Genomic DNA, 18536 nt, shown 5'->3' with positions numbered 1-18536 from the left:
ATTGCACGCTATGAGCAACATCGATCCCGTCAGACGCGAAATTGCTGTAGCAGACTTTCTGTTTGCAAGGCGGAATCTGTTCCAAAGCATGGCCGAGGCCATGCGAGCGACCGCCCAATGTGCACGCTTGATTGAGGAACTGTCTGTCGAGGCGGCGCTTTTCGCAAAGGACGATCCTTTTTGCGAGGACGGCAGCCCTTGCGAGACCGCAATGCGAGATTTTGCCGCCTGCGACGCGGCCATGGAGCGCCTAGCCGACATAAGGTCGACGCTGGCCAAATAGCAAAAAGCCCCGCCCCGGGCGAACCGGAGCGGGGCAACAGGCGGCGTGGGGCTAACAGCGCCGCGATGGGTCAGGGCGGCGGCCGGCCGGTGATCCATGTGTAGAGGCTGACGAGCCAGCCGGCGAAGGCGACCACGCCGATACCGATCTTGATCAGCCAGTGGCCGAGCGTGCCGGCGCCGGCCGCCTTCTGGCGCATGGCGACGACGTCGTCGGTAACGGCCTGGATGTCCGTCACCACCTTCTTTACGCCGGCCATGTCGGTCTTCACCCCGGCCATGTCCGTCTCGAGATTGGCAGTGCGGGTTGCGGCCTCGTCCAGGCGACGGTGCACATTGGCGCGGCTGGCGTTGGCGTTGGCTTCCGAGGCGGTCATCTCGCCCGAAATGCGGTCCACCTTGTCGTTCACCGCCTTGATGGTCGCGGTGAGCTCGCCGAGCGCGCGATAGATGTCATTCAATGATGCCGGCACGTCGCCCGTCTCCCGCCCTACTGCCAGCACTTGCGCTGCGCGCCGAACCGGTTGTGTCCGGCGACCTGTTCGGCGAAGGGCCGATCCTGCCGGATGATGAAGTCGCGCGTCGCCGCGGCCGGCGTCAGCTTGCGCCATCCGTCGCATTCACTCGCACCGCCGCTCGTCTGGCACCCAGACACCGCCAAGAGCGGCACACAGGCCAGCATCGTCCATGCCGTTGATTGCTTCATCGGTCGCGTTCCTTTCGCGCAGGAGGTCGACGGATCGCTTCAGCACGGCCACGCGCTCCGCCTCGCGCCCCTTGGAGTGGCCGTAGAGATAGACAGGCCCGGCGGCGATCATGCCGCCGAGCAGGGCCACGGCACTGAGCCGCAGCCAGGTAGGGAGGAGTGCGAGCATCATTCCACCTTCACAGGCTTGCCGTCTGGCACGTTCCAGCCGGCGAAATTGCAGCGGCCGCAGGGTATCCGGCCGGCTCCAGGCCTTCGGATCTCGTCGCCGATCCTGAAGTAGAGTTCAGGATCATCAGCGGACCAGTTCTGGTCATCAACCCAGCGCTCGCCTCGACAGGCCACGCAACGACGTCCAGTCACGCCGCGATCTCTGCCTTGATCGCCTTGATGCGGCGCACGATCCAGATGCCGGCCGCGAGCGACAGGGCGCCTGCCACGACGCCGCCCGCCATCAGCGCCGCGATCGTCTGCCAATCCGCATCGCGCAGGAAGGCGATCGCGCCGGACCCGATGCCGCCCGCGCCGAAGATATAGGTCAGCCAGTTGGTCTTCTGCTTGACCTCTTTGTCGACCTTCTCGGGAACGACGGGCTTCTCGACCTCGACCTCCACCTTCTGGACGTCCGCAGGCCGGCCAACCCATGCCAGCGCCTGTGCCCGCACATCGGCGACGCGGGAAGTCCAGCCTTTCTTGAAGGTCGGCCATGTTTTCAATCCCTTCAGGAAAGCCATGCGCTTGTCGCAGAGCGCGTCGATCAGCGTGCTGGCGTCGTGTTTTGCCACCGCCTTCAGCGTCTCCGGTCCAACGCGGCCGTCCTGCTTCGTGCCGACAAAGGCCTGCAGATACTTCGCCGCCCGGCTCGGCCCGGAATTGACCGCGAAATCGAACACGGCATAGTCGAGGCCGGCCGGCAGCTCGTGCGCCATCACGGCGGCCCAGTAGTGCCGATAGTAGACCGTCGCCACCTGTTCGTCGGTGATCGCGCGAAGATCCGCCTTCGTGGCGTCGGCCTTCACGTATCGGCGGAACGTCGCGAGCGTGACGCCTTTGTTGGTCGCGCCGCCCGGATCGGCCGGATGATCACTCCAGCCACCTTCGTGCTTAAGGACGAGCTTGAGCGCCCGCTCAAAATTGCGGTCCATGGGTTCTCCTTTCCGTCGATGAGGCGGATTGCTTGGGGTCAGGTTCGGCGGATTCGACTTCGCGCCCGCTCGGTGCTTTGATTGCGGCGGGGCAATGGGAGGGCTTGGTGATGGACTACGAAGGACGGCGCCTGACGGCGGTCTCTATGAATGGGCTCGAGACAGGACGTGATGCTGATGGCAGATTTTCTGTCTATGCGAACGTCAACCTGACATTTTCGAACTGGAAAGATGAGGATCGCGGCCCCGAAATCCTTATCAACCTACTCGTGCCATGCGATGATCCTGACCCGAGGATTTCAGACGCTGAACGTCTCGTTCTAGACGCGATAGCCGGGTTTCTAAGTCGCGCAGCACGCGAAACAGGTCATTCTCTTCACCGCTGCCTGAATGAGACACGCACTGAGACGGCTGCGAGCGGCTTTCTTTCCCCAAAGGACTAGCTGAAATACGGTCCATAGGTCTCTCCTTTCCGCCGCCGGCGGAGTGCTTCAGTCGATTGTGAGGGATCGGGGCCCGCGCCAGTCGCGCGAGTGCCGCGATCAGGTCAGCGTGATGTCGTCCGGATAAAGCGAAGCGATTTCCCCGAGGAAGGCTGCGCGGATGACATCGAATTCGGGCTCCACCCAGGCGGTGCGACCGGCCCAGAAGCCGCGCATCTGTCCATTGAACAGCTGCTCGCCCTGCGTTCGTCCAGCGTTGAACTGTCCGCCTATGACGATCTCGCGGCCACTGCCCGCCGCGCCGGTCAGATTATCGGTTGACCACACGAGCGCGGTCGGCGAATTGATTCCAACGGCGGCCTGGTTGGTCCCGGCGTCATAGGAACCCCAGATCAGATAGCTCGTGTCGGCGGCAAAGCTCTGCGCCAGCGTTTGGGACTGACCAGACCCATGCCGAAGCGAGAGACGGTCGTTCTGGCAATAGAACTCGACGTCGGTCCCGCCGGAGATGCCCCCCGATATGATGCGATAGGTGGTCGAATCAAACGTGGTTCCGGCGGCGAAGCGCAACAGCACCGCAACGAAGTAACTGCCATCGATGACGAAACCGGGCACGTGCAACGGGTTCTTGCCTGCAGTCGTGTTTCCCGAGGTGAAGTTGATCGTCGGGATTATGTCTTCCATGCCGGTCCCGAGGACGATCTTGGCGTCGTTGCTCTGCGCCAGCCACCCCTTGCGCCCCGTGATTGACAGATAGTTGCTGGCCTGGGCCCTCACATTGCCGAGGTCGGGCTGGAGCCACAGTTCGATGTCCTCGAAATCGAGTATCCGCTTTTCCGCGTCCGGGATCGAGAACGTCGGGCGCGCGGCAATATTGGGAAGGGCGAAGGGGATTTTCGGGATCGAGCCGGTCACGGAACTGTCCTTTCTGTCACGCCGCTGTCGCGACGATTTCCTGGAGATTGGCGAAGATGTAGAGAGGCCGACCGTCGAGCATCGAGTAGCGCTCCCAGTCCGATCGTCGCCAGACGGAGCGGAGTCCGACATCGAAGCCAAGCGCGCTCGTCGATACCTGGGCGCCATGACCGACACGGAACGTCTCCGCGGCGCCACCCGGAACGGAAGCCCCGAAGGCGAGATCGAGCTTGGTCGGATCGGCCTGGTTCAGACGCACGGCCGAGAGCGAGACAGTCGTTCCGGCCGAGTTGTCGTGCGAGATACCCCCTGCCGTGGGCGGCACGATCGTATCGTTGTCCCGCTGAAGCGGATGCGTGAATGTCGCCTGCATGGTCGCCCCGGAATAGGTGGCGGCCGTGGCGTAGAGCGCCGAATTTTCGCCCCGGATCAGCCAGTCGGCCATTACCTCGCCGTAGAGCGCGCCGCGCCACTGGTGCTCGCAGCCCGGATAGTGCGCGGTATCGCCGTTGTAATCCGCGAAGTAGGCGGGCGGCAGGATGTGGACGTCGGCATTGGCGATGGCCGCGTTGACCTGTGCGAGCGAACTGTCTGCCGGCCTGTTCTCCGTGCCACGCGCCCACATGGTCTGCGCCAGAAACAGCTGCGGCGTGACGGCCTGCGAGGTGATGGCCTCGACATCGGCCTGCATGATCGGCAGCCACTCCTCGATCAGGTCCTGGTAGGTGCTGATGCCCGCCGCCATGTCGTTCTCGCCCTGGTCGACGACGAAGTGCACCTCCAGCGGCAGGCCGACGTTCGTCGCGAGAACCTGCGCCCGCTCGATGGCGATCAGGCAGTTGAGGTATGCCTGCTGCCTCTCCGCTCCGACATCGTCAACATCGTAGAACAGATCCTTCCACCCCGTTCCTCCGACCCCGAGCGTCGCGGCGATGATGTAGGCTGAACCGTCGTAGCCGTTCGGACCGTTGAGGTGATGCGCCAGCGCACCGAGGAACGTCTCGCGGTTCGACGCGACCGCATTCGTGCCCTCGACCAGCGGCTGAAGACTGGCGATCTGTGCAGCGTCGAGCGCGGCGATGGGGCCGGTGGCGCCGCCCTGATGCGGGATAACGCCACCGTTGAACATCAGCAGTTTGTTGTAGAGCTGCGCTCCGGTCCCCGAGTGGACGAGCCGGCGCAGCGGCATCGACTTGCGCGTGGTCTGTGCGTTGTTCCCGATGCCGGGGAACGCGGCATTGGTCGGACCCGCACCGACGCCATTCGACTGCGAGTTGACCACGACCATGACGATCTTGGTTGGCACTTCCGTCGGCGCGCTCGGGTGCACATGCACACGGCGGCTCTTGAACCGGTCGCGGATCAGGTCATGATCGTTGAACTCGGCAATTACGATGCCGGGCTCGCCGGCAGCCATGTCCGGATACTTGACCCACCGATAGCCCGTCACTCCGTGCTGCGAATAGGTGAGCTGGCGCTTGATCTGCGCCCCGCGATTGGGGTTGTCTTCGATCCACCACAGCTGCGAGATCTTGTTGTGGTCGCCCTGGACGACGACGCCCGCGAAGCGCTCCGGGTGGAACTGGATGTAGTCGCCGTCCGAATAGCCGGAGATGACGTTGCCGGTTCGGTCGAAGGCGACGGGCAGAATGCCGTTCTGTGCCGGGCCACGGCCTCCGTCGAGCACGAGGTTGCGCATCGAGCGGTGGCCCGTCACCGGATCGATGAAGTGCGTCGCGCCGACCGTGTCCGTCTCGAGCACGAGCTTCCCGTCGGCATAGAACGGCACGTCGACGGCCCTCGTGCCCTCCAGCCGCCGCATTTCCGCTTCGGCCGCATCCGACACTGGCAGCGCCGTAGGGGAGCGAGCGGCCCACGTCCCGCCATTCTTCTGGAGAATATCTCCTTCGGCCGGCGCCAGGCGCCCGATCTCTTCCAGGCCTTTGCTATAGCCCTGCAACGGCATCGCACTGTCCTCTGTTGATGTCTGTGAGCCGCGGTCAGTCGGCGGCGGAGATGATGGAGAGTTCGCAAGGCGGCGCGGCATGCGCCATGACATGCGTGACGCCGTCCAGGGTCACGGTCTCTGCGGTATTATCGTAGAGCAGCCCGTCCGCGCCGCTGGTGACGCCGCGGCTGGCGCCCTGATAGTCGCGCGCGTAGCGGAACTTCGGGTTCGTCCCGAGCGACCGGTTGATCGTCATCGAGATCTCGCTGTCGTAGAGATGCGTCACCGGGTTCCATACCGCCGCGCCGATCGTGATGCCGGACAGGGTCAGTGTGCCGGTGTCGTCGACGACCTTGATCCCGCCGTCCGTGGTCTGCGCCGTCGCGCCGATCGTTGAAGCGATGGTGGAATGGGCAGTCGCGAAAGACAGCAGCGCCGTGCCGGGATGCGACAGCACCGCCGTGACCGTCGTGCCGGTATATCGCACCGTCCGCCACCAGCACCGGTCGGGGATCAGACCTTGCGCATATTGGAACGCAGCGCGCGCCCTGTAGGCGCCCTTGAGCATCTGGCCCTGCGCCGAATAGTGGAACGAGTTGACGAACGGGAGCCGGTATCCCGGACAGACGAAATGGATATCCCGCCTTGCCTCGCAGGCGTCCATCAGCGCCTGGATCGCTCCGCTCGCGACCGTCGCGCCATACATGGGCGTGGTTGCCAGCCAGATCGGTCTCCGGTCCTGCCCTGCCTTGCACATCGCGTCGGCGCGGAAGTTGTCGAGCAGCGACGCCAGTCGCGATTTGACCAGGGCATAGCTGGCGCCGTTGAGCTGGTCTGTCTCAAGTCCGTCGAAGCCGACGAACGCCACCTGGTAGGAGCGGCCGATTTGCCCGGCCTCCCGCTTCGCCGCCTCGACGTGATAGACGAGGTTGGGATACCAGACGCTGTTCGGCTGCAGCTTGTCGATGCCGTTGAGTGGCGAGACCCCGCCGGACAAAGCCGTGCCGGCTCGTCCCGCCGCGGAGGCGAACCATGTCGGAACGGCCGTGGATGCCTTCTGAGCCCTTTTGGTGAACTGGCTCGCGAAGGTGAAGCAGGAGGTCTCGCCGTAGGGATTGGCCTCTTGCGGCTTGGCATTGTCCTCGACCAGCAGCTTGATGGCACCGTCGTCCGCCGTCACGCCGCTGGCCCCGGAGATGCCAGGCTTGGTCATCTTCGGCCCGATGTTGAACGTGTAATGCCGCACCGAGGGTGTCGTCGACACCGCGGCCGTGTCGGTGCCGATGTTGTTGGACTGGCCGTAGTCGACCGCGTGGTTCCAATCTTTGTCGAGCACCACTTCGAAGCCGGGGCGAACAGCCCATGGCGGCGACGCCTCGATCCGTTCGACCGGATAATCCACCCGGCAGCCGAACTGGAGCCTGGCATCGAAGACCCCGGCGGACAGCGCAGGATCGTCGAGCGAGATGTTCGCGCCCAGCAGCGGATGGTATCCGCCGCCGTCCCCAGATGCCGAGGCCTCATAGGCAAGCAGCGTGCCGGCATAGAAGGCGACGCGATCGGTCTTGCGCACCGGGATCGGCGCGAAGTCGCCATCGGCCGACGACCAGGTGTTGAGGCCGGATGCCAGTGGCAGGGTCTGCGTGAACTCCCTGTGCAGCGTCGACACGCCGGACTCCGCCGAAGGCGCATCACCGGAATAGAGCCGAAGTTCCAACGAGCCGGCGCCCTTGCCATAGGCCCAGACCTCGGTGATGAACCCGTCGCCGCCGCAAATGTCGGAAAAAACATAGACCGCATCGGTGGAGGCCGTGCCGTCGGCCGGTGTCCCGTCGAGACCAATGACCTTCGTCGCCGCCTTCGTCGTCGCGCCGCTCTGGTGACCGATATCGAGCACCCTTTCCTCGAGCGCGGCGACATCGCCCTCCACGCCCGATGCGGCGCGGGCCTTCTCGATCACGATGGCCGTCGAGCCCACCGTGATGGCCGTCGGGTTCTTCACCGCCCACAGCTCGCCGGCATGGGTGCCGGCGTCGACATAGAAGGCGCCGTTGCGCAGCTCGGCATCGCTGTCCGCGTCGGTGGCGCGCGTCGCGGCGCCGGAGGCCGGAACGACGTAGATGCCGTTGGAGGAATGGCCGGTCGCGCCGTTGTAGCACTTGGCGATGCGCCAGCCCGCCACCAGCACCTCGCCGTCGAACAAATCTCCGGCTTCCATGCCAGTGGCGACACTCACGTCGGTGGTGACGAGCAGCCGGACAGACGAGATCAACGGCTTCTGCCCTGTCACCACCGATGCCGTCAGCGCATCGATATCCGCCTCCGCTTGCGTTACCCTGCCGCCAAGGCTGTTGATGTTGCCCTCAGTTGCGGTGACGCGAGTTCCGAGCGCTTCGAAGTTATCCTCGGTCACATCGACCCTGTCGATCGCCTCGCCGATTTGCTCAAGCATCTCGTCGAGCAGCGTATAGTGCTCGATCTTGTCGGGCTCGTAGTCGTCGCGCGGCGGATTGCCCATCAGCACTTGACGCGGTGTCCTAGTCACGGCCATCGGCGGTCCTCGAAGGTTGTGGTTGCGAGAGATCAGAGGCCCGCGACGGCGGCGCGGAACACGGCCAAGGCAGCCGCATCCGCTGCGACGTCGCTGGACGAAAGGTTGGACCCTGCCGACACGAAGCCGACTTCTCGGCTGCTGGGCGTCGTCAAGACGCCGCCGACATTGCGCCCCCCCGATAAACAGCCCGTTGGCGGACGCCGCCGAGCTCGTGCGCGTCATGGTGCCGGCTGATGAGCCGTCCTTGTAGAGTTCGAAACTCGTTGAGCCCGAGCGGCTGGTCGTCACAAGGCAGGCGCCGTTGGTGTTCGCTGCCGTCGCGTTCGATGTCGCCGACATGTTCGAACGCCAATCACGTTGGACGGGATGCGCGGGACGATCGACATGTTGTCGTTACCGACAATCACGTTGTTTGAGGCCGTGTCGGTAAGACTCAGCGCCATCATATGATTGTCATTCTGCAAGGCGACACCCGCACTCGAACCTGGCGCATAGCTGGTCGAGAGATAGCTGGTCGTTCCATTCGGTTGGAATGCGCCCCAGGGATCGAGAGCTACAGCGTTGTGGTTTGTGAGCGGGTAGCTGGCACCCTTCCAGTTCAGCAGCGAGTCGATCGTATTGTGGATCGGCACATAGAGCACATCTCGCTTTGCCCATGTTCCGGCCGCGATCAGCGACGCGATGAACGCGTCGATCGCCACGATGCCGGCATTGACCGGCAGCGCCGACATGCGGTCGAGCAGGTCCTCGGTTTCCGTTTCCAGGTTGAACATGAGCAGCGCGGGGCTGGTCGGCGCCGACTGAACCTGAGACGCGTTCTCGGCTGTTGCCCAGAACTGCCACGCGCCATCGCCCGGATCAGTGTCGGTGGCGGCAACAGAGCCGTTTGGCGGCCCGTAGATTGCCCCTGATACATCCACAGCATCGGCGAAGGTCTCGGCTCCCTCAGCGCGCCAGAACCGTATTGCGTGATGATTTGCACTGTTCGACGCCGTGGCGGCCAGATCGACATCATCACCGTCAGGGGTCGCTGAGAAAGCAACCGGCACGCCAGGCGCCACAGGGTCCACCGTCGCCGTCACCAGCAGGCCGGTATCGTCGGGCACATTGGCCGAGGTGGCGCCGGTCGAATCCTCGGCATAGGCGCGCGCGCGATAGTCGACGCCATCCGTCACGAAGTCGGAAAGGGCGTAGCCGAGCGAAGAGTTCGACACCATCTCCAGCCAGGGCCCGCCGGCGTCCGGCCGATATTCGACGACCACGTCGCTGGCTCCCAGCGCCGGTGGATCGAATGTCGCCCTCAGGCGCACCGAGGCGCCGACTGTCTCTGCGACCACGTTGAACGATGTCGGCTCGGGCACGGTCACCGCGACGCCGATCGTATTGTCGTAGCTCGGCAGAGGCCCTTCCTCGCCCGGCTCCAGCGTCCAGTTGCCGGAACCACTGCGCACCAGCTGCAACGGAAACAGCAACCCGTCCTCAGTTTCGTCGTAGGACATGATCTCGTAGTCGCCGTCGAACGTCTCGTCGTCGATCGCGATCGTCACGAAACGATGCTCGCGCAGCTCGGCCGCGCGCAGGCCGGCGGTGATGGCAAGGCGGGTCGACGACCGCGTGCGACAGCCGACCGCCTTCGCCACGCGAACGGCCTGGTTGTGGTTTGGCGCCTCCGGGATCTCGACGGCCGGCGCCCGGCGCTCGTAGATCCCCGGGCCAGTATGATCGGGATGCTTCCAGGCCGAGGACGTGGTCGTCTTGTAGCCGAGCCGCGTGTCGGTATAGAGCGCCACGAACACATTGTGCTCGCTCTCGCCGTTGCCAGACGGCGCGCAGTCGAGGCTGTAGATGTCGTCGCTGGTCAGCGTGATTGTCGGCGCTTCCCAGTAACCGCAGCGGACGAACCAGCGCCCCTCCGAATCGGTGAAGCGCATGCCGTCGGCCGCCTCGAGGAGGCGCTTTTCGACGTCGCGGTGCACTTCGGTAAAGGCGATCGAGGTGGCGACTGCGTAGCGTTTCTGCACATAGCCGCCGCGCCCGGTGACCTCGACGTCGCAGATGTCGGCTTGTTCCGCGATCCGGGCCCAGTTGACCGACGATGGCGGCTTCGCCCATCCGTCCGGATGGATGCGATAGGTCGATATCACCAGCGCCCAATTGTCATTATAGGCCCAGGTCGTCGGATCGTCCGCGCGCTGCGGACCGTCACCCCCATTCGTGCTGTCGAGCCGCGGATCGTAGACCTTGCCCCAGTAGGCTTCGCGGAAATAGGCTGGCACGCCGAGACCCAGCGGACCCTGGCTGCGGCGCAGCTTTGCCGCTGCCTTGGGGTTGTTCATCGCGCCGACGAAAATTACCGTGTAGCAGCAGCCTTCGCCGACATGGTCCTCGTCCCACTCCGGAAACCGTGTCGACAGCATGGGTGACACGACAGCGCCAGGCGCCCCGTCATGGCGCTCCAAGGTGTAGTAGGCGTCGCCCTTGTAGACGAATTCCGGATTGTTGACGTAGCCGCCGCCGTTGAACGTCAGCTCGAGGTCGTTGAACCAGTCCGCGATCAGCTCCGACTCGCAGTCGCCGTGATGGATCGCGTAATAGATCCGCCCTTCAATGGCCTCGGCGAAGATCAGGCTGCCGCCGATCAGCAGCGGCCCGAAATGCAGCGTCCGCACCGGGATGGCCGAGTTGACATTCCCCTGCATGCCCTCAGCCTTGGGCTTCGGGGTCAGCGCATTGATGCCGAACTGCAGCGCCGTCGACAGCAGCAGTCCGCCAACCGGCCCGGTCAGGAATCCCGCCACCTGGAAGCCCAGCAGAGCCGCGCCGGCATAGGCGCCCGCTGCGGCGCCCGCCGCGGTGCCCAGTCCGAATGCCGCGGCCCCGCCTGCGATGAAGGCAGGTATGAAGGGCATCGCCTGTGCCGGCGATGTCAGGGCCGTCGACAGCAGCAGCGTGGCAGCCAGCAGCTTCAGCCGCATCGTGCCCCCTCCCCCGTCACCCGCCAGGCCTCGAAGATCGGCAAGCGCCGCAGGGCGAACCCGGCCGCCATCCTGAAGGCGGTGAAATCGCCCAGGTGAAGTCCGGCCGTCTCGTTGTCGACCGTTCCGTCAGGGCGGCACACCACCACATCACCGCGACGAGAATCCGCAACAATCCGGGCACCGCAGGGCGGCAGGCCCGCCCGCAGGATCATGTGGAGACCGCCGGCCGACCGGGTCAGGCGCACCATGCCCCGCGCCGTCCGATAACGACCGCGCCACGGCAGCGCAGGATCGAGGCCCGTCAGCAATTCGACATAGCCCGCAACCGACATCGCGCAGTCGCTTGTGCCGGGATCTCCGCTCTCCCGTTTCCAGCGCTCGAGCGTGGCGGCGATGGCGGTCTCGACATCCATCGTCACACCTTGATCTCGCGGTTCTGCATGCGCGGCGTGAACCTCGCATATCGATCCGGCACGACGCCCTTCAGGGCCGAGCGCGCATTCTGGTCGGTGTCCGTCACGTAGGCGAAAGCTGTGTCGGTCAGCCCCGCATTGCCGTCGCGCGCCATCACGCTGACCGAATAGTCGACGACATAGCCGGCGCCCTCGCGCCGTCGCTGTTCCGAGAAGCCGACGCCGGTCATGGTCAGGCTGCCGATCACGAGCGGCGTCGAAAACGATCGTGATCCCTCGTTCGGCCTGAAGTAGAGCCGGTAACAGATCAGCTGGCGACCGATCGCCCGCGACTGTTCGGCCTTGACCGCCGCATAGGTCGCATGGTCGACATAGCCGAGACGGAACTCGTAGGCAGGCGACTGGCCGGAGCGCCCGTCTGTCAGGCGCGGCGCTGCCAGAAAGTTCTGCTGCCCTTTCATCGTGCCGGCCCACACCAGTTCGCTTTCCCCGCTGCCGGTATAGGCCTTGCCGTTGCCCTCCCAGAGCTGCAGCGCATAGCCGTCGATGTCGAACCGCCACGCGCGCCGGCACATGATTTCGCCGCCCGCATCCAGCGCCGCGCGCAAATCGTCGTAGAAGCTCACGCCTCATACTCCTCGAACGTGATCGCGCCCGGCCTGGTGAACTGCCCGAAATCATGCAGCGCGCGGAACGTGTCCACGCTTGAGGGTGCCGCCTGCACCAGCATGCGCGGCCAGAAACGCATCGGGTCGTCCGGCGCGAGCGAGGACCGCAGCGGCAGCCGAAGCGTGATATCCGCCACGCTGCCCGTCCATTCGATGTCCATCACACGGTTGACCCCGTCGCCGAAGCCGATCAGGTGACCGGGCTTCAGCACCTGGCCATAGTCTCCGGTGTCGACGCTCACACGGGCCGTGCCAGCGAGCGCGACGGCAGTCACGGTCGCGGTCGGCTGGAACGCAAATCCCGTCCCATCGGAGAATGTCGGCGACGCCGCGCCGCTCGACCATGGCAACGCCGTGAGATCGGTCAGGCCGAGCGCCTCCGGCGTCACCGTTTCGACGTGACGCCAGAGATTGACCTGGAACACGGCGGCCCCGCCCTGCAGCGCATCGACAAACCACGCATACCAGAGCGAGCCGCTTGCGTTCTTCAGCCGCGCCCAGGCCAGGTCCATGGCCCAGCGCCCGTTCGGCTCCGGAATGCCGTTGGTCTTGCCCGATCGGGAAATGCCGGGCGCGAAGCGCGACGTGAGCGCATAGACCTTGATGTCACGCGGCACGATCGGCGGGAAGTTGTAGATGGTCGTCATCAATAGGCCCGACCGAACATCTGGGTCTTGAACTGCATGTCGGGCAGCTGGCGCTTGATTTCGGCGACCGCCGCTGCCGAGCCCTGCGCCACCATGGCCAGCACGTCGCTGGGCGAGATCGCACCGTCGAGATGGAACGCCTGATTGATCGTCGCGACATTGCTGACCGACGCCGGGCCGGCACGGCCCGCGCGCGGCGCCCGCAGGTCGTCCGTAGGCGTCACGACGACTGGCGTCGATCCAGCCGAGATGATCTCCGGCCCGGCCTCGCCGACGACACCGATCTGTCCCTGCCGCAGCGTGCCGCCGTCGGCGAAGAAGCCGCCGAAGATCCCCTTCAGCAGCTTGCCGAATATCCCGCCGAGCCCGCCTCCCGCGCTTATCTGCGACATCAGCATGTTGCCGACGGCCTTGAGCGCATCCAGCGCGACGTCCTTCCAGCTCTTCGTGCTCGCGATGGCCTGACCGATCGAATCGGCGATGTTCTCGAACAGGCCCGTCACCTGATCGGCGATGCTGCTCACGGTCCCGGTCACGCCGCCCGTCATGCTGCTGAGACCGTTCTGCAGGCCCTGCATGATATCGACGCCGATGTCGTGCATCACCTGGGAGGGAGAATGCGTCTCCGTCGCCTCCCGAAAGATGTTCGGGATGTAGTTGGCGATGCCTGAGAGCCAGTTTTTCACGCCAGCCCACTTCGACTGGAGTCCCTGCCACAGTCCGTCGATGATCTGCCCGCCGATCGCCAGCATCTCCCCAGGCAGAGCAGCAAACGCGCTGGCGATGTCGACCGCGAATTGCGTCACGGCCGCCTTTGCCGTCGCGACCTTGCCGACGATCGAATCCCATCCGGCCTCGAACGACGCCCACGCGCCCGTCAGGAAGGTGGTGATGGCGGTCGCCGCCGCGTTGATCTCAGGCCAGAACGCGACGATGCCGGCCGTCAGCAGCGCGATGCCGGCAGCGGTCGCGGCCACCGGCACGCCGATCGCCGCTATGCCGGTCGCGACAAGACCGAGCGCCACGCCGACGGGCAGGATGATCGCCGCCCCGCCGGCGAATGCGCCGATCGCCAGCTTGACCGGCTCCGGCAGCGCCTGAAAACCGCCGACCACCGCCTTCAGGAACTGAGTCACGGGTGGCAGCAGGAGTGCCACGCCGGCCCCCATCTCTTCCTTGAAGTCGCCCCACGCATTCTTCATCTGCTCGAGAGGGCCAAGGCCGGAGGCGGCCATGCGTTCCGCCTGCCCGCCGAACTGGGTCGCGAGTTCGTCGAGAATGATGTTCTGCGCGCCGGCGACGTTGCCGGCCTCGACCATCGCCTTGATCATCTCCTTCTGGTCGGCCGTGAACTGAATGCCGGCCTTCGACAGCGATGCGATCCCCTTGACCGGCTCGTTGAGCGCCTTGCCGACCTGCATCGCCGCCGACTGCAGGTCGGTGCCGAGCAGGCTCGCCATGTCGAGGATCAGCCCTTGCGCGCGCCCGAACTCTTCCCCCGCAACCTTGGTGAAGGTCAGCAACGGCGCAGTGACGTTGCCGAGGATATCGTCGTCGTCATAGACGGACAGGCCCTGCAGCTTGGCCGCCATCTCGCCCAGCGCCGCCGAAGTGAGACCCGCCGCCCCGCCGGTCGACGTGACCGCCTGATCGACCGAGGCCATCGCCTTGTCGGCATCTGCCCACGCATTCAGCCAGTCCATCGCCGCCGCGCCGGCACCGAGTCCGGTCAGCCCGGCCGCGATGCCCGACAGCCCCCGCCCGACGCGCGCGCCGAGCCCGGCAATCGACGAGCCGATCTGCTTGACGCGGCTGTCGGTCCGCGCGGCGCTGTCCTCGACCGACTTGAACGCCGGTTTGGTCAGGTCGCGCGCCAGCAGGTCGAACATGAGATCGGGAATCATGTCTTCCTCTTCGGCTTGCGGGGTGTCTTTTCAGACAGGAAGACCTGCCAGTGGACGAACTCATCCACGCTCATCGTCGCTTCGATTTCGCCGACGGTCTTGCCGAGCCGCTCCGCCAGGATGAACTTCCAGCGGACCGACCCGGCGGTCAGTTTTTTGTGGCGGTCGCCCGATCCGAGTAGCGGGTGATCGCCAGGATCAGCCGCGAGATGATGATCGGGTCGGCATCATTGCGCAGCAAAGAGAACGCATCGAGGTCGTCGGGCGGAAACAACAGCGTGCTTCCGGTCTCATCATAGGTGCGCTGCTGAATAAGCTGGATCCGCTCGGTCGTCGTCCCATCTTCCTGCAGCACTTTGGTCCAGGTCGCATACTCGTCGAGGTTCAGCGTCTTCACCTTGACCACGAGCGGCTTGATGACGGATTTGCCGCCCTCCTTGACCTCGTCGCCCCACTCGGGAATCCCGACCGTGCGCCAGGTGACGGAGGCGCCCTGCGCCTTGATCTTGGCGTGCAGCGCACCCTTGGCGTGCAGGGTGCTCATGCCGACACCGTCGTCTTGGTCAGCGCGCCCTGGCCGGTAAACTCGACCGAGATGCGGTTGGTCGATTCCATGTCGACCGGGTTGCCGATCGACGTCACCCGGGCCGAACCCGCCAGTTCCTGCCGTCCGACGCCGTCACCATCAGGATAGAGCTTCAGCGCCAGCACGTCGCCGACATCCCAGGTCACCGGTCCGTTGGCGTCGGCATCGTTGCGCCGGCATTCGAGCGAACCGGCCCAGCGCTTCTTGATCCCGATCGAATCCTCCCACTCCTCGCCCATGCCGTCGGTCCGGTCGGACGTGCTTTCCTCCTCGTTCAGTTCGAACGAAAGCACCTTCGTCAGGGCATTCGATCCCACCTTCACGACGCCATCATTGCCCGCATAAACAGTCATCGCCTCATCCTTTCACGATGTTTGAAATGTTCAGTCGTTCCGGCAGCGCGGCGCTACGCCCGCTGTGTCGGATCCGTGCGGCTCGTCACCACGACGACGCGATACTGCAACGTAACCACCCCGGCGCGCTTCTCGCCTTCGCCGTCGACCTGCAGCGAGGATCCGGCATAAAACGCTCGGGCGACGAGACCGCCGAGCGTCGGGTCGGCCTCGATCGCGGTCTCGGCAGCCAATGCCATCGATGCAAGCAGCGCTTCCAGCGGCTTGCCGGTCCACCAGCCCTCGACCAGGAACTGCACCTCGCGGGTGATGTCCTCGCGCGTCCGCTCGATGACTCTCTCGTCACCCCACTTGATCCGCCACAGTGGCAGGCGGTCGGTGTTGGGCCGATGCGTCATGTCGGTTTCAACGGCAGGCACAACGCCCGCCGCCACTTCGACGCCGTCCAGCACGTCGGCAAAGCCGTCGCGGATCTGCAGCCAGATATGGTCCGCCATCGCAGATCCCGCCGATCAGTTCTTTTCCAGCCGCAGCAGCACCATCCCGGTGCCGTCGGGCTCGCGTGTCCGGACGGTATAGGCGGTCGCCACGCCGTCGATCGTGATCGTCAGAACGTCGCCATCACGGCCACCGGCAGGCACGTCCGTCGCCCGCATCAGGAACTGCGGGCCGACATCTGACAGATCGAGCCCGTCGCCGATCGCCAGGTTGAGCGATGCCGCATCGAAGATGCCCGCGACCACGACCGGCGTATTGGATCCGACGACCCAGGATGCGACGGACCCGAACTCATCCGGATCCACGAACAGTGCGCGGTCCGCGGCGGTCTCGACGGGCATGGATCAGGCGCCGGCTTCGGCTTTGATCGCGGCTGCGATGTCTTCGTCGCTGCTGCGAGAAGCATAGCCTTTGGGCGGGTAGCTCTTCGCCGAATAGCCGGCCGCCACGTATTCTTCGACCGTCGGCCCGTCGGTCTTCAGCGGCGTTTCGTCTTTCTTACCCTTGCCCTTACCCTTGCCCTTGATCTCGATCGGCTGCAGCAGCGAGGCAAGCGTGCGCGGCATGTCGTCAAGGTCCGTGTCGACGATCTCCACGGTCTCGCCCGCCTTGAACTGGACGACCTGCTTCGGCCGGAAAAGACCCTTGTCAATCTCCTCGATCGCGAAGGCGCGCGCGGCGCTCTGTTCGGGCGTCAGCTTCAGCGCCATGTCGGTGCCGATCTCGGCGGTGCCGCCGGTAACCATGAATTTCATGTCGGGATTCCTTTTGCGTTGCGGTGCACTTGCCGGACGCGAAAGCGCGTCGGGAAAGGGCACCTCCCGGCCGCGCCAGGCGGCCGGGAGATCGCGTCGAGGAGGGCGGGGATCAGGCCTGGAGCGTGACCAGGCAGGCATGCTGCCAGTAGCCGTAGGCGACGTTGCCGGTCCAATCGATGCCGAACAGCTGTTCCTTGTTCAGTTGCTCGTATTCCGAGCCCTCGCCGAGCGCGATGACATCCGGAATGTCCTCCTCCTGCAGGATGAAGGGTTTCGCGGCGTCGTCGACGCGGAACACGGCCATCTTGTCTGTCCAGGTGAGCCGGGGGTTCGGCACCAGCTCGATCGAGAAGCGGCCTTCCAGCGCCTTCAGAACGTTGGTGTTGCCGCCGCCGGTGAGCTGCGCATAGATCGCCTCCAGACCGACAGCCATGAAGCTGATCGGGACCATGACGACGAAGCTCGCCGCGCCCTGGTTCATCGGCTCGCCGCGATCGTCCATGAAGGTGTAGATCTGCTGGATCGCCCGCAGGATTGCCGCCGCAATGGTCGCTGCGGTCGGGGCAGTCGGCGTGCCGCCGGTATTCGCATCCGAGATGTCGAACACGATGTCGTTCGACTGCGAACCGCTCTTGCCCTCTTCATGGTCGGTATCGAAGAAATACTGCCCGTCGTAACAGACCGTCGACTCGCCGGCGATGATCAGGTTCGACATCAACTTGGCGGGATGGTCGTTCGCGCGGTCGGCGAGCTGGTTCACCCGGATCTGGATCTGCCCCGTCTTGTCGCGGCGCATGTCCTTCGACTTGATCAGGATCGAGCCTTCGTAATCCTTGTTCGAGACCTTGAACGAATTCTCGGACAATTCGGCCGGCGTCCGGCCACCGATGAACTCGCGCAGCGCCGGCGCGTTGCCGAGCCAGGCGTATTCCTCGATCGCCTGCGTGGAGGTCATGCGCATCGCGAGCAGCGATACCCATGCGGCCGAGCCGGTTTCGAGGCGGGCGAGGATCATGCCGACCACGCCCTTGGTCGTGATTTTCTGGAACTGCTGCGGAAGCATGGCGCTTCACTCCTTCTGTTGCAGTGTTGGGGATTCCGGGCGAGCCGGCAGGACGGGAAGCCGGGCCGAAGCCGGCCCGGGACGATCAGGCGAGAGGCGGATCAGGCCTGCAACGCGGCCTTGACGAGAGCGGCGTCGAACTCCACGACGGCCACGCCCGTCGACACCCAGCGGGACACGTAGCCGATCAGTGAATTGCCGGCCGAGGTCAGCGTGAACGTGTCGTCGTCGGAGGCATAGACCGCCGGCCGGTCATTCGCCGTGATGGCGAGGCCGGAAATCGGCAGCACGATGTTACCGCGCTTCTTCACGTTGATATTGATCGCGCCGGCCGCTCCAGCCGAATTGTCGGCAATGGCCTCGGCGAAGCCGAGGAACGGGTCGGCGGCGACGAGCGGCCGGGCATAGCCGGACGCATTCTCGCCGACGGCAGCGCCCTGGTAGATGATGTCGGCGGCGATGACGGGATACTCTTCCTTGTCGCCCATCTGGTAGTCGCGCTGCTTGTTGACGGCGAGCGTCGCCATCGCGGTGGCGAAGCCGGCGTCCGGCATCAGCGAGAAGATATCGGCGCCCGGCGAGATCGTGTGAACCGCGACGGCGACAAGCGCGAACGCGAGCGCGCCCGCGAAAAGCAGGTTTGTTTTCATCGGTTTATTCCTTGGAGGTTGAGGA

20 protein-coding genes are annotated in these 18536 nt (G+C 65.0%); 2 read left to right on the top strand and 18 right to left on the bottom strand.

Annotation, left to right across the window (positions count from 1 at the left end):
* Positions 1-10: 10 nt before the first annotated feature.
* On the top strand, positions 11-283 hold the full coding sequence (locus tag LRS09_RS24730; RefSeq protein ID WP_257809682.1) for a hypothetical protein: 273 nt from the start codon (positions 11-13) through the stop codon (positions 281-283).
* Between the two features lie 70 nt (positions 284-353).
* On the opposite strand, the gene LRS09_RS24725 is transcribed toward LRS09_RS24730, so the two are convergent.
* From LRS09_RS24725 to LRS09_RS24715, 3 genes are all read right to left on the bottom strand, one after another.
* Positions 354-755, bottom strand: coding sequence for a DUF1515 domain-containing protein (locus LRS09_RS24725; RefSeq protein ID WP_257809681.1), 402 nt, complete (start codon positions 753-755; stop codon positions 354-356).
* A gap of 147 nt (positions 756-902) precedes the next feature.
* Positions 903-1157 (bottom strand): hypothetical protein, encoded by a 255-nt coding sequence (locus LRS09_RS24720; protein WP_257809680.1) that lies wholly within the window; start codon positions 1155-1157, stop codon positions 903-905.
* Positions 1158-1347: 190 nt separating this feature from the next.
* Positions 1348-2133, bottom strand: coding sequence for a glycoside hydrolase family 108 protein (locus LRS09_RS24715; protein ID WP_257809679.1), 786 nt, complete (start codon positions 2131-2133; stop codon positions 1348-1350).
* A 107-nt stretch (positions 2134-2240) separates the two neighbouring features.
* Here LRS09_RS24715 and LRS09_RS24710 point away from each other — a divergent pair, with 107 nt between their 5' ends.
* Positions 2241-2576 carry a hypothetical protein gene (locus LRS09_RS24710; protein ID WP_257809678.1) on the top strand — a complete coding sequence of 112 codons (336 nt, stop codon included), beginning with the start codon at positions 2241-2243 and terminating at the stop codon, positions 2574-2576.
* A gap of 99 nt (positions 2577-2675) precedes the next feature.
* On the opposite strand, the gene LRS09_RS24705 is transcribed toward LRS09_RS24710, so the two are convergent.
* The 15 genes from LRS09_RS24705 to LRS09_RS24635 all read right to left on the bottom strand — a co-directional run bounded on the left by LRS09_RS24705 (position 2676) and on the right by LRS09_RS24635 (position 18511).
* Complete coding sequence (locus LRS09_RS24705) at positions 2676-3491, bottom strand: hypothetical protein (protein ID WP_257809677.1); 816 nt, start codon at positions 3489-3491, stop codon at positions 2676-2678.
* Between the two features lie 16 nt (positions 3492-3507).
* Positions 3508-5457 (bottom strand): hypothetical protein, encoded by a 1950-nt coding sequence (locus tag LRS09_RS24700; protein ID WP_257809675.1) that lies wholly within the window; start codon positions 5455-5457, stop codon positions 3508-3510.
* A 34-nt stretch (positions 5458-5491) separates the two neighbouring features.
* Positions 5492-7990 (bottom strand): hypothetical protein, encoded by a 2499-nt coding sequence (locus LRS09_RS24695; protein WP_257809674.1) that lies wholly within the window; start codon positions 7988-7990, stop codon positions 5492-5494.
* Between the two features lie 287 nt (positions 7991-8277).
* Positions 8278-10968: a hypothetical protein gene (locus LRS09_RS24690; RefSeq protein WP_257809673.1), complete on the bottom strand. Its 2691-nt coding sequence runs from the start codon at positions 10966-10968 to the stop codon at positions 8278-8280.
* Positions 10959-11384, bottom strand: a complete 426-nt coding sequence (locus LRS09_RS24685) for a hypothetical protein (RefSeq protein WP_257809672.1) — start codon at positions 11382-11384, stop codon at positions 10959-10961. Before LRS09_RS24685 ends, LRS09_RS24690 begins: the two co-directional genes overlap by 10 nt.
* A 2-nt stretch (positions 11385-11386) precedes the next feature.
* On the bottom strand, positions 11387-12010 hold the full coding sequence (locus tag LRS09_RS24680) for a hypothetical protein (RefSeq protein ID WP_257809671.1): 624 nt from the start codon (positions 12008-12010) through the stop codon (positions 11387-11389).
* Positions 12007-12699 (bottom strand): hypothetical protein, encoded by a 693-nt coding sequence (locus LRS09_RS24675; RefSeq protein ID WP_257809670.1) that lies wholly within the window; start codon positions 12697-12699, stop codon positions 12007-12009. The genes LRS09_RS24680 and LRS09_RS24675 overlap by 4 nt, the downstream gene beginning before the upstream one ends.
* On the bottom strand, positions 12699-14603 hold the full coding sequence (locus LRS09_RS24670) for a phage tail length tape measure family protein (RefSeq protein ID WP_257809669.1): 1905 nt from the start codon (positions 14601-14603) through the stop codon (positions 12699-12701). The genes LRS09_RS24675 and LRS09_RS24670 overlap by 1 nt, the downstream gene beginning before the upstream one ends.
* A gap of 148 nt (positions 14604-14751) precedes the next feature.
* Entirely contained in the window at positions 14752-15147 is a 396-nt protein-coding gene (locus LRS09_RS24665) for a hypothetical protein (RefSeq protein ID WP_257809668.1), read from the bottom strand.
* Positions 15144-15542 (bottom strand): hypothetical protein, encoded by a 399-nt coding sequence (locus LRS09_RS24660; protein WP_257809667.1) that lies wholly within the window; start codon positions 15540-15542, stop codon positions 15144-15146. Before LRS09_RS24660 ends, LRS09_RS24665 begins: the two co-directional genes overlap by 4 nt.
* Before the next feature lie 53 nt (positions 15543-15595).
* Positions 15596-16039: a hypothetical protein gene (locus LRS09_RS24655; RefSeq protein WP_257809666.1), complete on the bottom strand. Its 444-nt coding sequence runs from the start codon at positions 16037-16039 to the stop codon at positions 15596-15598.
* A 15-nt stretch (positions 16040-16054) separates the two neighbouring features.
* A complete protein-coding gene (locus LRS09_RS24650; protein WP_257809665.1) occupies positions 16055-16381 on the bottom strand; it encodes a hypothetical protein in 327 nt (108 codons plus the stop codon).
* 3 nt (positions 16382-16384) lie between these two features.
* A complete protein-coding gene (locus tag LRS09_RS24645; RefSeq protein ID WP_257809664.1) occupies positions 16385-16795 on the bottom strand; it encodes a hypothetical protein in 411 nt (136 codons plus the stop codon).
* A gap of 112 nt (positions 16796-16907) precedes the next feature.
* A complete protein-coding gene (locus LRS09_RS24640) occupies positions 16908-17861 on the bottom strand; it encodes a Mu-like prophage major head subunit gpT family protein (RefSeq protein WP_257809663.1) in 954 nt (317 codons plus the stop codon).
* Positions 17862-17962: 101 nt separating this feature from the next.
* Positions 17963-18511, bottom strand: coding sequence for a hypothetical protein (locus LRS09_RS24635; protein ID WP_257809662.1), 549 nt, complete (start codon positions 18509-18511; stop codon positions 17963-17965).
* Positions 18512-18536 lie beyond the last annotated feature (25 nt).

The organism is Mesorhizobium sp. J428 (genome assembly GCF_024699925.1).
Lineage (GTDB): Bacteria > Pseudomonadota > Alphaproteobacteria > Rhizobiales > Rhizobiaceae > Mesorhizobium_A.
This window is presented reverse-complemented; position numbering and strand designations above follow the sequence as displayed.

What these genes read in the sequence shown, in the direction of transcription:
- LRS09_RS24700 (WP_257809675.1), bottom strand. Translation starts at nt 5,457, where the DNA reads ATGCCGTTGCAGGGCTATAGCAAAGGCCTGGAAGAGATCGGGCGCCTG.
- LRS09_RS24660 (WP_257809667.1), bottom strand. Translation starts at nt 15,542, where the DNA reads ATGACTGTTTATGCGGGCAATGATGGCGTCGTGAAGGTGGGATCGAAT.
- LRS09_RS24720 (WP_257809680.1), bottom strand. Translation starts at nt 1,157, where the DNA reads ATGCTCGCACTCCTCCCTACCTGGCTGCGGCTCAGTGCCGTGGCCCTG.
- LRS09_RS24715 (WP_257809679.1), bottom strand. Translation starts at nt 2,133, where the DNA reads ATGGACCGCAATTTTGAGCGGGCGCTCAAGCTCGTCCTTAAGCACGAA.
- LRS09_RS24640 (WP_257809663.1), bottom strand. Translation starts at nt 17,861, where the DNA reads ATGCTTCCGCAGCAGTTCCAGAAAATCACGACCAAGGGCGTGGTCGGC.
- LRS09_RS24685 (WP_257809672.1), bottom strand. Translation starts at nt 11,384, where the DNA reads ATGGATGTCGAGACCGCCATCGCCGCCACGCTCGAGCGCTGGAAACGG.
- LRS09_RS24675 (WP_257809670.1), bottom strand. Translation starts at nt 12,699, where the DNA reads ATGACGACCATCTACAACTTCCCGCCGATCGTGCCGCGTGACATCAAG.
- LRS09_RS24665 (WP_257809668.1), bottom strand. Translation starts at nt 15,147, where the DNA reads ATGAGCACCCTGCACGCCAAGGGTGCGCTGCACGCCAAGATCAAGGCG.
- LRS09_RS24645 (WP_257809664.1), bottom strand. Translation starts at nt 16,795, where the DNA reads ATGAAATTCATGGTTACCGGCGGCACCGCCGAGATCGGCACCGACATG.
- LRS09_RS24650 (WP_257809665.1), bottom strand. Translation starts at nt 16,381, where the DNA reads ATGCCCGTCGAGACCGCCGCGGACCGCGCACTGTTCGTGGATCCGGAT.
- LRS09_RS24690 (WP_257809673.1), bottom strand. Translation starts at nt 10,968, where the DNA reads ATGCGGCTGAAGCTGCTGGCTGCCACGCTGCTGCTGTCGACGGCCCTG.
- LRS09_RS24695 (WP_257809674.1), bottom strand. Translation starts at nt 7,990, where the DNA reads ATGGCCGTGACTAGGACACCGCGTCAAGTGCTGATGGGCAATCCGCCG.
- LRS09_RS24670 (WP_257809669.1), bottom strand. Translation starts at nt 14,603, where the DNA reads ATGATTCCCGATCTCATGTTCGACCTGCTGGCGCGCGACCTGACCAAA.
- LRS09_RS24730 (WP_257809682.1), top strand. Translation starts at nt 11, where the DNA reads ATGAGCAACATCGATCCCGTCAGACGCGAAATTGCTGTAGCAGACTTT.
- LRS09_RS24655 (WP_257809666.1), bottom strand. Translation starts at nt 16,039, where the DNA reads ATGGCGGACCATATCTGGCTGCAGATCCGCGACGGCTTTGCCGACGTG.
- LRS09_RS24635 (WP_257809662.1), bottom strand. Translation starts at nt 18,511, where the DNA reads ATGAAAACAAACCTGCTTTTCGCGGGCGCGCTCGCGTTCGCGCTTGTC.